Source organism: Pseudomonas retamae, from assembly GCF_043496865.1.
Taxonomy (GTDB): domain Bacteria; phylum Pseudomonadota; class Gammaproteobacteria; order Pseudomonadales; family Pseudomonadaceae; genus Aquipseudomonas; species Aquipseudomonas retamae.
This window is the reverse complement of sequence record NZ_JBIEIL010000020.1, coordinates 54,165-67,541: the sequence shown is the minus strand read 5'-3', so window position 1 is coordinate 67,541 and position 13,377 is coordinate 54,165. Positions and strand designations below refer to the sequence as shown.

The following is a 13,377-nucleotide window of genomic DNA, read 5'->3' as shown; positions in this document are numbered from 1 at the left end:
GAAACAAGGGCAAGGCCACCACTGAAGCGTTGGTGATTCTGTCACGTAAACTCGCTCGCATTGCGTTTGCCTTGATGAAAACGAAGACGAACTACGTCAGCAAAACGGCCTAAAAAGCTTGGTGAAAACCATAGAATCTCCCACATTTGATTTGTGGCGATCACAAATTCCCTGTGGGAGCGAGCCTGCTCGCGAAAGCGCCTGCCCATGCGACACATATCCAAAACCTGCCCCGCTTCCGGCCACACCCCACCAAGCCTTATAGTTGCCCCATCCACGCTTTGACGAGATCCCCCATGAGTGAGCAAACGCCGTACATCTTCGACGCCACGACGGCCGATTTCGACCAGTCGGTGATCGAGGCTTCTTTCAACAAACCGGTGCTGGTGGATTTCTGGGCCGAATGGTGCGCGCCGTGCAAGGCGCTGATGCCGATGCTGCAAGGCATCGCCGAGAGCTATCAGGGCGAGTTGCTGCTGGCCAAGGTCAATTGCGACGTCGAACAGGACATCGTTGCCCGCTTCGGCATTCGCAGCCTGCCGACCGTGGTGCTGTTCAAGGACGGTCAACCGGTCGACGGTTTTGCCGGTGCGCAACCGGAATCCGCGGTGCGCGCGCTGCTCGAACCACATGTGCAAATGCCGCCGCCGGCCGCTGCCGATCCGTTGGAACAGGCTCAGGCGCTGTTCGATGACGGGCGTTACGCCGATGCCGAAGCGGCGCTGGTGGCCCTGCTTCAGGAGGACAACAGCAACGCCAAGGCGCTGATTCTGTATGCACGCTGCCTGACCGAACGCGGTGAGCTGAGCGAAGCGCAGACCGTACTCGACGCGGTCAAGAGCGACGAGCACAAAGCCGCACTGGCTGGCGCCAAGGCGCAGATCCAGTTCCTCGGGCTGGCCCGTGACCTGCCGGACGCCGCCGAGCTGAAAAGCCGACTGGCGCAAAACCCGCAGGACGATGAAGCAGCGTATCAACTGGCGATCCAGCAGCTCGCCCGTCAGCAATACGAAGCGGCGCTGGAAGCCCTGCTTAAACTGTTCATCCGCAATCGCAGCTACGGCGAAGGCTTGCCGCACAAGACCCTGCTGCAAGTGTTCGAACTGCTCGGCAACGATCATCCGCTGGTGACCGCCTACCGGCGCAAAGTCTTCGCCGCGCTGTACTAGGCGTTTACCCGATCCAGCTATAGAGCGGCGTATCCGCGCCGCTCTGCACTTTCACCTGCGAACTGTGGCGCAAGCGCACCAGCAAGCGCTTGCCCGCCGCCGCACTGCCGGTCAACCCTTCCAGCTGATCAAGCAAGTCCGGCCCGCTGAGTTGCCCGGCCTGACGCAACAGATCCTTCGCCACCTGCCACAACGCATCGTCCTGCCCCTGCGGTTTCGCCGCCGGCACCGATGCAGCCGCTTCAGACTGAGCCAGCGGCGCCTGAGCACTGAGCGCCGAACCAAGCCTGGCCCAGTCACTGTCATCCAGCTCCACCGTCAAATCCACCGGCACCGCGCCGACGGTTCCGCGTATCCGCAACATTGAATTCGCTCCTGCCTTTTCCGACCTGCATGCTCCCACGGGACTTGTGTAACGCCAAGTAAAGGCCGTCAAACACATCTGGTAATTCTCGGGCGATCGACTAGATTGTTTTAATTTTTGGCGAAGAATCACGATGTCTGCGACAACGAATTCGTCTTCAAAGGGCGAACGGCTTCGTTACAAGCCATCATCACCACAATGAAACGGTCTTACTGGTTCCTTCTGACAATCCCGCTCTTGCTCATCGTGGTATGGCGATTCTGGTCACCTGCGGATTTTTCAGCGTGTCCCCCAGATGGCGCTGCCTCAGGCCCACTTACGCTTGTCATTCGCGACTACTTCGAGCGAAACAACCGCACCGACTGGAAAGATATGGATGATCGATTCGACATACTTTCCACTCCCGATGGCCAAACCATTACCAACCAGCCAGAGACTTACACCTGCGAGGCCTTGCAAATACTGCAAAACCCGGCGTTCAGTCAGACTGAAAAAATCTTCACCGCAGCGTTGATGTTCGAGTTGCCAATCAGTGAATACATGGCCTTCATGGATCGCAGCCATCAACTGTACGCAGAACACAGCATCGATCAAGAAGTGATGAAACTCGTATTATTGCCACGCGGAACGGCCATCAATTACTGGTGGCTGCCTGCTTGGCGACAGCGTTTCACTCGCGACGCTCCTGGCGTTTTCGACGCTAATCTCATCAACGATGTCCTATCGGGACACTATTGGTTCGAATATCCCGGCGCAGGCTTCTGATTCAACAAGCGTGATATCCAGTCTATGCACCGCCCGTAAATCCATCACGGGCGGTGCATAGTCATGTCTTGCGCAAAGCGGAGCACACGGGCAAACTCTGCGCACTTTCGTTATAAGATTACATAACAAACTTTTCACTTTACGCCCCGGAGTTCGCCATGCGTCGTTTGTTGCTCGCTTTGCCGTTTGCCCTGTTGCCGCTGGCCGTTGCCTACGCCGCTGACGAGCATGACCACGATCACGACCATGAGCATGAGCATGGCAGCCTCGGCGCCCATGAACACGGCGTGGGCCGTTTGAATGCGGCGCTCGATGGCCAGACTCTGGAGCTGGAACTGGAAAGCCCGGCGATGAACCTGGTGGGCTTTGAACACGCCGCCACGTCGGATGCCGACAAGGCCAAAGTGGCCGCCGCTCGTGCGCAGCTGGAAAAACCGTTGGCACTGTTCAGCCTGCCTGCTGCAGCCGGTTGCAAGGTGGCCAGTCAGGAACTGGAAAGTCCGCTGTTCGGCGACAAGCCGGATGCCGACGATCATGACGAAGATGACGCGGACAAGGACGGCCACGAGCATCACCATGAACACAGCGAAATCCATGCGCACTATCAGTTCACCTGCTCTACGCCGGGTGCGTTGAAGACGCTGGATCTGGCAAATCTGTTCAAGACCTTCCCGGCCACGCAGAAGATTCAGGTACAACTGATCAGCGCCAGCGGCCAGCAAGGTACGGAAGTGACGGCTAAAGCGGCGTCGCTGAAGTTCTAAGATCCACCGCAATCCCTGTGTGGGAGCGAGCCTGCTCGCGAAAGCGGTATTTCAGTCACACTTATGTCGACTGATCCGGCGCCTTCGCGAGCAGGCTCGCTCCCACAAGGGTTCAGTGTTCAACCATGAAACTGGTGCCATGACCCAAGCACTCATCGAATTGTCCGACCTGGGCTTCAACTGGCCCGGTCACCCGCCGCTGCTGGACATTCCGGCGTTTCGTCTGGAAGCCGGCGAGACCCTCTTCCTCAAAGGCCCGAGCGGCAGCGGCAAGACCACCCTGCTCGGTTTGCTCGGCGGTGTGCAGAAGCCGGGCCGTGGCAGCATTCGCCTGCTCGGCCAGGAACTGACCGAGCTGTCTGCCGGTGCCCGCGACACGTTTCGTGTCGACCATACCGGCTACATTTTCCAGCAGTTCAACCTGCTGCCATTTCTCTCGGTGCGCGAAAACGTCGAACTGCCCTGCCACTTCTCAAAACTGCGCGCCGAGCGAGCGAAACATCGCCACGGCAGCGTCGATCAGGCCGCCGCAACCCTGCTCGCTCACTTGGGGTTAAAAGACGAAAGCATTCTCAGCCGCCGAGCCGATTCGTTGTCGATCGGCCAGCAGCAACGGGTCGCCGCTGCGCGTGCACTGATCGGTCAGCCGGAACTGGTGATCGCCGACGAGCCGACTTCAGCACTGGATTACGACGCCCGCGAGAATTTCATTCGTCTGCTGTTCGCCGAGTGCCGCGAGGCCGGTTCCAGCTTGCTGTTTGTCAGCCACGACCAGAGCCTGGCGCCGCTGTTTGATCGTCACCTGTCCCTGGCCGAGCTCAATCGCGCCGCCACGTCTGCCGAGGTCTGAGATGTATCTGTTTCGTCTGGCCATGGCCAGCCTGGCCAACCGCCGTTTCACCGCTCTGCTCACCGCGTTCGCCATCGCTTTATCAGTGTGCTTGCTGCTGGCGGTCGAACGCGTGCGCACCGAAGCCAAAGCCAGTTTCGCCAGCACCATCAGCGGCACCGACCTGATCGTCGGCGCCCGCTCAGGCTCGGTGAACCTGCTGCTGTACTCGGTGTTTCGCATCGGCAATGCCACCAACAATATTCGCTGGGACAGTTTCGAGCACTTCGCCAACAACCCGAAAGTGAAGTGGGCGATCCCGATGTCCCTCGGCGACTCCCATCGCGGCTATCGCGTAATGGGCACCACCGAAGCCTATTTCGAGCATTACCAGTACGGCCGTCAGCAGCACTTGGCGCTGGCCGACGGACGTGCGTTTGCGACAGATCCGTTTGAAGTAGTGCTCGGTGCCGAAGTCGCCGAAGCGTTGCACTACAAGCTCGGCGACAAACTGGTGCTGGCCCACGGTGTGGCGGCGATCAGTCTGGTCAAGCACGACGACAAACCGTTCACCGTGGTCGGTATTCTGCAGCGCACCGGAACCCCGGTCGATCGCACGTTGCACATCAGCCTCGGCGGCATGGAAGCGATCCACATCGACTGGCACAACGGGGTGCCGGCGCGCGGTAATGGGCGGATCACGGCGGATCAGGCGCGCAACATGGACCTGACGCCACAAGCGATCACCGCGTTCATGCTCGGCCTCAACAGCAAGATTTCCACCTTCGCCCTGCAGCGCGAGATCAACGAATTCCGCGGTGAACCGATGCTGGCGATCCTGCCCGGCGTGGCACTCCAGGAATTGTGGAGCCTGATGAGCACCGCCGAAAAAGCGTTGTTCGTGGTCTCGCTGTTTGTGGTGTTGACCGGGTTGATCGGCATGCTCACGGCGATTCTCACCAGCCTCAACGAGCGGCGCCGCGAGATGGCAATTCTGCGTTCGGTGGGGGCGCGGCCATGGCACATCGCGAGCCTGCTGGTGCTGGAGGCGTTTGCCCTGGCGTTGACCGGGGTGGTCGCCGGACTGGCGCTGTTGTACATCGGCATCGCCGCCGCGCAGGGTTACGTGCAGGCCAATTACGGTTTGTACCTGCCGCTGGCGTGGCCGAGCGAGTATGAATGGACGCTGCTCGGTGGCATTCTGGCGGCCGCGCTGCTGATGGGCAGCGTGCCGGCCTGGCGCGCTTATCGCCAATCTCTGGCCGATGGCCTGTCGATCCGTTTATGAGGAAGTTCACCATGCCCCGCGCCGTGCTCGCGCTGCTGTTGCTGATCGCCCTGCCCGTTTGGGCGGCAGCGCCGAAGGACCTGACATGGTCGGAAATGATCCCGCCGGACGCCGCACCGGAAGTGCCGAACATGACCCCGCTGCATGACCTGTCGAAGATGGGCGATGCGCTGTCAGCCGAATCCGCGCCGGCGGCCAAGCAGGACCTGCCGAATGCGCCGGTGGTGCAAAGTCTCGACGGACAGAACATTCGTTTGCCAGGCTACATCGTGCCGCTGGAAGTCAGCGAAGAAGGCCGCACCACGGATTTCCTGCTGGTGCCGTATTTCGGCGCCTGCATCCACGTGCCGCCACCGCCGTCGAATCAGATCGTGCATGTAAAAAGTGAACTCGGCGTGAAGCTCGACGAGCTGTATCAGCCGTACTGGGTCGAGGGGCCGTTGCAGGTCAAGGCGTCGAGCAGCGAACTGGCGGATGCCGGGTATCAGATGGAGGCGCAGAAGATTTATGCGTATGAGCTGCCGGAGTGAGTCCTGCTGATTTTTGTGTCGATTGACCGGGCCCCTTCGCGAGCAGGCTCGCTCCCACAGGGGATCGCATTTCAAATGTGGGAGCGAGCCTGCTCGCGAAGGGGCCGGCACAGACAACCCATCACAGTTTCATTGAGCTGAGTCAAAAGACCGGATCAGCTGGCTTCGTACCATAGGGCATCAGATTTCTTAAGTCCTTTCGGAGCCCCCATGAACAAGTCCTTGCTCAGCGCCTCGCTGTTTGCCCTCGCGCTCGCAGCCCCGCTCGCCCACGCCCACGAGGCCGGCGACATTCTGATCCGCGCCGGTGCGATCACCGTTAACCCGAAGGCCGACAGCTCCAGCGTCAAGGTCGATCAGGGTCCGTTGAGCGGCGCTAATCTGGGCGGCAAGGCGACCATGAGCAGCGACACCCAATTGGGCCTGAACTTCGCTTACATGCTCACCGACCACGTCGGCCTCGAACTGCTCGCGGCCACGCCGTTCGAGCATGACGTCAAGCTCAAGGGCACCGCCCTGCCGGCCGCCAACGGCAAGCTCGGCACCCTGAAGCACCTGCCACCGACTCTCAGCGTCGTGTACTACCCGCTGGATTCGAAATCGGCGTTCCAGCCCTATGTCGGCGGCGGCATCAACTACACCTGGATCTATGACGAACACGTCGGCAGCGAAGCCAGCGCCAACGGATTCAGCAACTTCAAGGCGAAAAACTCCTGGGGCTTGGCCTGGCAGGTCGGTGCTGATTACATGCTGACCGACAACATCATGCTTAACGCCCAGGTGCGCTACATCGACATCGACACCCGCGCCACCGTCGAAAACAATGCGGTCGCGCCGGGCACTCGCGCTCGGGTCAACGTCGATGTCGATCCGTTCATCTACATGGTCGGTTTGGGCTATAAGTTCTGAGTCGATTGACCGAACGTTCACGTGGTGGTGAATGAGGCTTCGTGGCAGGCAGGCCTGGAACTGACGACGACGGTACGCCGTTGATCGGGGGGACAATGTCCCCTTGCCACTGGGATGGATTGTTTATTCCGGCCATGAAAAAGGCGCCTGTTGAAGGGCGCCTTTTTCATGATTGGGGATTTTGGGCGCGTTTGAGGTCCAGGCCCCTCATCGGAACGCCGCCCGCCCAGCCCTCTCCCGAGGGAGAGGGAGCCGATATGGGGGCTCTCCAAAACCGGAATTCGGCTCGGTGTTTCAGGTCGCCGTATTACCCACAAACACCTCGGTCAGTTCCCTCTCCCTCTGGGAGAGGGTTAGGGTGAGGGCTTTTTCAGCCACGCCCAAGCAACCGCGCCAACCCCACACTCATCGGCGTCTGCGGCGGCATTTCGAACCGCTCCAGCAGTCGCCGGTTATCCGCCCGCGAATGGCGAATGTCACCCGCCCGCGCCGGGCCATAGCTGATCGGCGGCAGTTCACCGACCACCACTTTCAATGCTTCCAGCATCTGTTTGAGGCTCATCGACTGGTTCCAGCCGACGTTCACCGCGCCCACCTGCACATCAGACTTTTCAATCCCCTGCGCGAGCAGACTGACCAGATCCTCGACATACAGAAAATCGCGCGTCTGCTCGCCATCGCCAAACACGGTGATGGGCAAACCTTGCTGCGCGCGCTCGCTGAAAATGCTGATCACCCCGGAGTACGGCGAGGACGGATCCTGGCGCGGGCCAAAGATGTTGAAGAAGCGGAAGATCACCGGTTCCAGGCCATGCTGGCGGCGATAGAAATCGAAATATTGCTCACCGGCGAGTTTGTCCGAGGCGTACGGCGTCAGCGGGGCTTTCGGCGTGTCTTCGCTGATCGACTCGCCCTCGCCGTTGTTGCCGTAGACCGCTGCGCTGGAGGCGTACAACACCCGTTTGACCCCGGCCAGACGCATCGCTTCGCAGACGTTCAGCGTGCCGATGAAATTGCTCTGGTGAGTCTTCACCGGATCGTCCACCGACGCCTGCACCGACGCCACTGCCGCCAGATGGGCGACTGCGCTGCAACCGTGCATGGCTTGCGCCACCAGTGCGGCATCGGCGACATCGCCGACGATCAGTTCAACCTTGGGATTATCCAGCGGCAGGTTGCTGCGTTTGCCGGTCGACAGGTCGTCGAGCACCCGCACCGAGTGACCCTTGGCGAGCAACGCGTCGGTCAGGTGCGAGCCGATGAAACCGGCTCCGCCGGTGATGAGAACGATACCTTCAGCCATGACGGTAGAACCTGTCCAGTAAGCCCGGGAGTGCGGCACGCCAGGCGCGCGGCTTGATCCCGAAAGTGTGCAGAATTTTCTTGCAGGCCAGCACCGCGTGTTGCGGCTCTTCGGCAGCGTCGGGCCGTGCGGCGTGTGCCTGAGCGGTCGGCGCTTCGATGGCCAGCGCGTGCAGGCTGCGTGCTTCGGTGAGAATCGCCTGGCCCAGCGCCAGCGGCGTGGTCGCTTCGTGGCCGGCGTAGTGATACGTGCCCCACAGCGGCGCCGCGCAATCGAGTTGCTTGAGTACCGAAATGATCACCCGTGCGGCGTCGTCGACCGGGGTCGGGTTACCGCGGCGGTCATCGGCCAGCAGCAACTCTTCCGGTTGCTCGGCGCGGGCGAGAAAACGCCCGAGGGTGCCGTCCGGGCTGTCATCGAGCAGCCAGCCGAAACGCAGCAGCACATGCTGCGGGCAGGTGGCGCGTACGCTCTGTTCGATACGCCACAAGGCTTGCCCGCGCAGGCCCAGCGGCACCGGCTCGTCTTTTTCGCTGTAGGCGGTAGCGCGCGAGCCGTCGAACACTCGATAACTCGACGGTTGTACGAGGACGATGTTGTGGTGCTGGCACAGTTCGGCCAGACGTTCGATCGCGCGTTCCTGCCCGGCCATGCGGGTTTCGCTGACGGTCTCGGCCTGGAACCAGTCGAAATAGTAGGCGAGGTTGATCAACGCATCGGGACGGGTGTCGTCCAGCAGTTGCGTCAGGCTCGCGGCATCCCAGCCGTTTTCGGGCGGGCGGGGGGCGAGGAAACCGATGTCTTCCTCCGCACCGAGGCGAATCAGCGCCTGCCCAAGGGCATTTCCGCCGCCCAGTAACATAAGGCGCATTCGCATAGAGTCAGCAGGCCCAGTCTGATTGGAACGATGGCTTTAGCGACGGATCTCGTGGAACCGTCGTCGATAATTGCCGGAATCGTTGCATTTTGCGGGTTTAGTGCGCAACCGTCATCCGTAATGTGCAGTTCCGCAGATTTGCAGGGTCCTGACCGGCCCCTTCGCGAGCAGGCTCGCTCCCACAGTTGAAATGCGGTCCCCTGTGGGAGCGAGCCTGCTCGCGAAGGGGTCCGAACGGTACTTGCATCTTCCCGCCCCCGCCCGCATAACTTTATCCATGAATCTGCCCCTCCCCGCCGACAGCGCCCTGGCCGGTTTCCACCCCGCCGTCAGCGCCTGGTTCAGCCACACGTTCCCGGCGGTCACCGCTGCCCAGGCCCGTGCCTGGCCGTTGATCCGTCAGCGCCGTTCGACGTTGATCGCCGCGCCGACCGGTTCCGGCAAAACCCTGACCGCGTTTCTCGCCGTACTTGATGATCTGGTTCATCGCGGCCTGGAAAACCCCGACGGCCTGCCTGATGAAACCCTGGTGGTCTATGTTTCGCCGCTCAAAGCGCTGTCGAATGACATCCAGATCAACCTGCAGAATCCGCTGGCCGGCATCACTGAACAACTGCGCCAGCTAGGCCTGCCCGAATTGCAGATCACCACGGCGGTGCGCACCGGTGACACCCCGCAAAAAGACCGTGCGGTCATGCGCAAGACTGCGCCGCATATTCTGGTGACCACGCCGGAATCGCTGTACGTGCTGCTCGGTTCAGAGTCAGGCCGCAAAATGCTCGGCACCACGTGCACGGTGATCATCGATGAAATCCACGCGATGGCCGCCGGCAAGCGCGGCAGCCATCTGGCGCTGAGTCTGGAACGCCTGCAAGCCTTGTGCAGCGAACCGCTGACGCGCATCGGTTTGTCCGCCACGCAGAAACCGGTCGAAGCCGTGGCGCAGTTTCTCGTCGGCCATGAGCGGCCCTGCGAAATCATCGACATCGGCCACGCCCGCCCTCGGGATCTGGGCATCGAAGTGCCGCCGGTGCCGTTGTCGGCGGTGATGGCCAACGACGTCTGGGAGCTGGTCTACAACCGCCTCGCCGAACTCGCCCGCGAACATCGCACCACGCTGATTTTCGTCAACACGCGGCGTTTGGCCGAACGCCTCAGCCGTCACCTGAGCGAACGCCTCGGCAAGCACGCGGTGGCGGCGCATCACGGCAGCCTCGCCAAGGAGTTTCGCCTCGATGCCGAGCAGCGGCTCAAGCGCGGCGAGTTGCAGGTGCTGATCGCCACCGCGTCGCTGGAACTGGGGATCGATATCGGCGAAGTCGATCTGGTCTGCCAGATCAGTTCGCCGCGCTCGATTGCCGGTTTCCTGCAGCGGGTCGGCCGCTCCGGCCACCAGGTCGGCGGCACGCCGAAGGGACGCTTGTTCGCCACCACCCGTGACGATCTGATCGAATGCGCCGCCCTGCTCGACTGCGTGCGCCGTGGTGAACTCGACACTTTGCATATTCCACAGGCGCCGCTGGATGTGCTGGCGCAGCAGATCATTGCCGAGGTCAGCTGCCAGGAATGGCCGGAAGACGCCTTGCTGGCCATGTTCCGCCGCGCCGCGCCCTATCGCGACCTCGACGAAAACCACTATCAGGCGCTGCTGAGCATGCTCGCCGAAGGCTACAACGGGCGCCAGGGCATTCGCAGCGCGTACCTGCACCGCGACGCCGTCAGCCGCACCTTGCGTGGCCGACGCGGTGCGCAACTGACGGCGGTAACCAGCGGCGGGACGATTCCGGACAATGCCGATTACAGCGTGCTGCTCGAACCGCAGGGCCTGAACATCGGCAGCGTCAACGAAGATTTCGCCGTCGAGAGCATTGCCGGCGACGTGTTCCAGCTCGGCAATACGTCGTACCGCATCCTGCGCGTGGAGGCCGGCAAGGTACGCGTCGAGGATGCCCACGGCCAGCCGCCGACCATTCCGTTCTGGCTCGGCGAAGCCCCGGGCCGCAGCGATGAGCTGTCCGCCGCGGTGGCACGCCTGCAAGCGCAGCTCGACGAACTGCTCGGCGCCAGCCCCGGCGATCTGCAACCGGCGCTCGACTGGCTGACCCAAACCCTGGGCCTCAACCGCGCCAGCGCCGAGCAACTGGTCGAGTATCTGGCCCGCGCGCGCCAGACCCTCGGCGCCCTGCCCTCGCAGGACACGCTGCTGATGGAGCGGTTTTTCGACGAATCCGGCGGCACACAACTGATCATCCACACGCCGTTCGGCAGCCGCATCAACCGCGCCTGGGGTCTGGCCCTGCGCAAGCGCTTCTGCCGCACCTTCAATTTCGAATTGCAGGCCGCCGCCAGCGAAGACGCGATCGTGCTGTCGCTGTCGACCAGTCACAGCTTCGAACTTGATGACGTCTGGCGCTATGTGCACAGCAACAGTGCCGAACACATCCTGATCCAGGCCGTGCTCGACGCGCCGCTATTCGGCGTGCGCTGGCGCTGGAATGCCGGGGTCGCACTGGCGTTGCCGCGCTTTACCGGCGGGCGCAAAGTCGCGCCGCAGTTGCAGCGAATGAAAAGCGAAGACCTGATCGCCAGCGTGTTTCCCGATCAGATCGCCTGCCTGGAAAACCTCGCCGGCGAGCGGGAAATCCCCGAGCATCCGCTGATCGAACAAACCCTCGACGATTGCCTGCACGAGGCGATGGACAGCGAAGGCTGGCTCACGCTGTTACGCCGCATGGAGGGCGGCGAGGTGCGCCTGATCAGCCGCGACCTGCCGGCGCCCTCGCCGCTCGCCGCAGAAATTCTCAGCGCGCGGCCGTACACCTTTCTCGATGACGCGCCACTGGAAGAGCGCCGCACGCAAGCAGTGATCAACCGACGCTGGAGCGATCCGCAATCGACCGATGACCTCGGTGCGCTGGATGCCGACGCCATTACAGCCGTACGCGAAGAAGCGTGGCCAACGGCGAATTCGGCGGATGAAATGCACGAAGCGCTGATGAGCCTGGCCTGCATCAGCGCAGCGGAAGTTGCCGCCAATGACGGCTGGCACGATTGGCTGCAGACCCTGGCCAGCAGTGGTCGCGCGTGCTGTCTGCGGGTCGATGCCGAGCATTCTTTGTGGCTGGCCCGCGAACGCCTGACCTGCCTGCAAGCGCTTTATCCACAGGCCACGCCACATCCGAAGCTGGACTCGTTGCCCGGCTTCGACGCAGCGTGGAGTTTCGATGACGCCTTGCTCGAAGTGATCCGCGCGCGCCTCGCCGGGTTCGGCCCGCTGCCGTTACTCGCCATCGCCCAACCGCTGGCGTTGCCGACTGCGCAGGTCGCTCAAGTGCTCGCCCGACTGGAGCGCGAAGGTTATGTGCTGCGCGGCCAATTCACGCCGAACCTTGATCAAGAAGAATGGTGCGAACGGCATCTGCTCGCGCGCATCCACCGCTACACGGTCAAGCGTCTGCGCCGGGAAATCGAGCCGGTGGCGTTGCAGGATTTCATGCGTTTTCTGTTCGACTGGCAGCACCTGTCAGCCTCGACACGCGGTCAGGGCAGCGCGGTGTTGCCGGCAATTGTCGGCCAGTTCGAAGGCTACGCGGCAGCGGCTTCGGCGTGGGACAGCGACATTTTGCCGGCACGGCTCAAGGACTATTCGCCGAGCTGGCTGGATGAGCTGTGCCGCAACGGCAAACTGGTGTGGACGCGCCTCAGCGGTCGGCAAAAGGTCAGCGGCACGGCGTTGCGCAGCACACCGATCGTGTTGCTGCCGCGCAATCAGGTCGGCTTGTGGAGTGCGCTGGCGGAACAGACGCCGGTAGACGAACTGTCGCCGAAGACCCGCAAGGTCTTCGACGCCTTGAGCCAGCACGGCGCGTTGTTTTTCGATGAGCTGATTCACGAAGCGCACCTGCTGCGCAGCGAACTGGAAATCGCCTTGCAGGAACTGGTCGGCGCCGGGCTGGTGAACGCCGACAGCTTCGCCGGCCTGCGCGCACTGATCACCCCGCCGAGCAAGCGCCAACAGCGTAGCAGTCGACGCGGGCGCGGCGCGTTTGTCGGCGGCATGGACGATGCCGGACGCTGGGCTTTGTTGCGGCGCGGTGCGGCTGTGGATAACAGCCAAACGCTGGAGCACGTCGCCATGACGTTGCTGCGCCGCTACGGCGTGGTGTTCTGGCGCTTGCTTGAACGTGAGGCGGACTGGTTGCCGAGCTGGCGCGAGCTATTGCGCACGTTCCATCGGCTCGAAGCGCGTGGCGAGATTCGTGGCGGGCGCTTCGTCAGTGGTCTGGCGGGCGAACAATTCGCCCTGCCCGAGGCGATTCCCCTGCTGCGCGAAGTGCGTCGACGCCCGCACGACGGCAGTCTGGTGATGGTCTGCGGGGTCGATCCGCTGAACCTCGCCGGGACCCTGTTGCCGGGGATGAAAGTCCCGGCGCTGGCGAGTAATCGGCTGGTGTATCGCGATGGGGTTCCAGCGGCGGCAATGGTTGCCGGCAAACAACAGATCTGGGTAGAGCTGGCTCAGGTGGCGGCGGAGCAGTTGCACAGCAAGCTGATCCGGCATTGAAGGCGACCCTGGCGA

General features: G+C 62.3%; 11 protein-coding genes and 1 pseudogene. 9 read left to right on the top strand and 3 right to left on the bottom strand.

From position 1 onward, the window contains the following. Both ACGSLL_RS27255 and trxA read left to right on the top strand, forming a co-directional pair. A pseudogene (locus ACGSLL_RS27255) lies at positions 1-113 on the top strand (IS110 family transposase); the annotation flags it as partial. A 183-nt stretch (positions 114-296) separates the two neighbouring features. Then, positions 297-1,169, top strand: a complete 873-nt coding sequence (gene trxA, locus ACGSLL_RS27250) for a thioredoxin (RefSeq protein WP_394508560.1) — start codon at positions 297-299, stop codon at positions 1,167-1,169. A gap of 4 nt (positions 1,170-1,173) precedes the next feature. Here the strand turns inward: trxA and ACGSLL_RS27245 are convergent, their stop codons facing one another. Beyond that, positions 1,174-1,533: a hypothetical protein gene (locus ACGSLL_RS27245; RefSeq protein WP_394508559.1), complete on the bottom strand. Its 360-nt coding sequence runs from the start codon at positions 1,531-1,533 to the stop codon at positions 1,174-1,176. Between the two features lie 117 nt (positions 1,534-1,650). Here ACGSLL_RS27245 and ACGSLL_RS27240 point away from each other — a divergent pair, with 117 nt between their 5' ends. The 6 genes from ACGSLL_RS27240 to ACGSLL_RS27215 all read left to right on the top strand — a co-directional run bounded on the left by ACGSLL_RS27240 (position 1,651) and on the right by ACGSLL_RS27215 (position 6,618). Next, positions 1,651-2,298, top strand: coding sequence for a hypothetical protein (locus tag ACGSLL_RS27240; RefSeq protein ID WP_394508558.1), 648 nt, complete (start codon positions 1,651-1,653; stop codon positions 2,296-2,298). A 158-nt stretch (positions 2,299-2,456) separates the two neighbouring features. After that, the gene (locus ACGSLL_RS27235; RefSeq protein WP_394508557.1) at positions 2,457-3,062 is read left to right on the top strand and encodes a DUF2796 domain-containing protein; all 606 of its coding nucleotides are present in this window, start codon (positions 2,457-2,459) and stop codon (positions 3,060-3,062) included. A gap of 139 nt (positions 3,063-3,201) precedes the next feature. Beyond that, complete coding sequence (locus ACGSLL_RS27230) at positions 3,202-3,912, top strand: ABC transporter ATP-binding protein (RefSeq protein ID WP_394508556.1); 711 nt, start codon at positions 3,202-3,204, stop codon at positions 3,910-3,912. A gap of 1 nt (position 3,913) precedes the next feature. Then, complete coding sequence (locus tag ACGSLL_RS27225; RefSeq protein WP_394508555.1) at positions 3,914-5,179, top strand: ABC transporter permease; 1,266 nt, start codon at positions 3,914-3,916, stop codon at positions 5,177-5,179. An 11-nt stretch (positions 5,180-5,190) separates the two neighbouring features. Continuing rightward, positions 5,191-5,709: a DUF3299 domain-containing protein gene (locus tag ACGSLL_RS27220; RefSeq protein WP_203419672.1), complete on the top strand. Its 519-nt coding sequence runs from the start codon at positions 5,191-5,193 to the stop codon at positions 5,707-5,709. Between the two features lie 210 nt (positions 5,710-5,919). After that, on the top strand, positions 5,920-6,618 hold the full coding sequence (locus ACGSLL_RS27215) for an OmpW/AlkL family protein (RefSeq protein ID WP_016985285.1): 699 nt from the start codon (positions 5,920-5,922) through the stop codon (positions 6,616-6,618). A gap of 370 nt (positions 6,619-6,988) precedes the next feature. Here the strand turns inward: ACGSLL_RS27215 and ACGSLL_RS27210 are convergent, their stop codons facing one another. After that, on the bottom strand, positions 6,989-7,921 hold the full coding sequence (locus ACGSLL_RS27210; RefSeq protein ID WP_394508554.1) for an NAD-dependent epimerase/dehydratase family protein: 933 nt from the start codon (positions 7,919-7,921) through the stop codon (positions 6,989-6,991). After that, positions 7,914-8,798, bottom strand: coding sequence for a sugar nucleotide-binding protein (locus ACGSLL_RS27205; protein ID WP_093097887.1), 885 nt, complete (start codon positions 8,796-8,798; stop codon positions 7,914-7,916). Before ACGSLL_RS27205 ends, ACGSLL_RS27210 begins: the two co-directional genes overlap by 8 nt. A gap of 277 nt (positions 8,799-9,075) precedes the next feature. Between ACGSLL_RS27205 and ACGSLL_RS27200 the strand changes: the two genes are divergently transcribed. Next, positions 9,076-13,362, top strand: coding sequence for a DEAD/DEAH box helicase (locus ACGSLL_RS27200; RefSeq protein WP_394508553.1), 4,287 nt, complete (start codon positions 9,076-9,078; stop codon positions 13,360-13,362). The last annotated feature ends 15 nt before the right edge of the window (positions 13,363-13,377 follow it).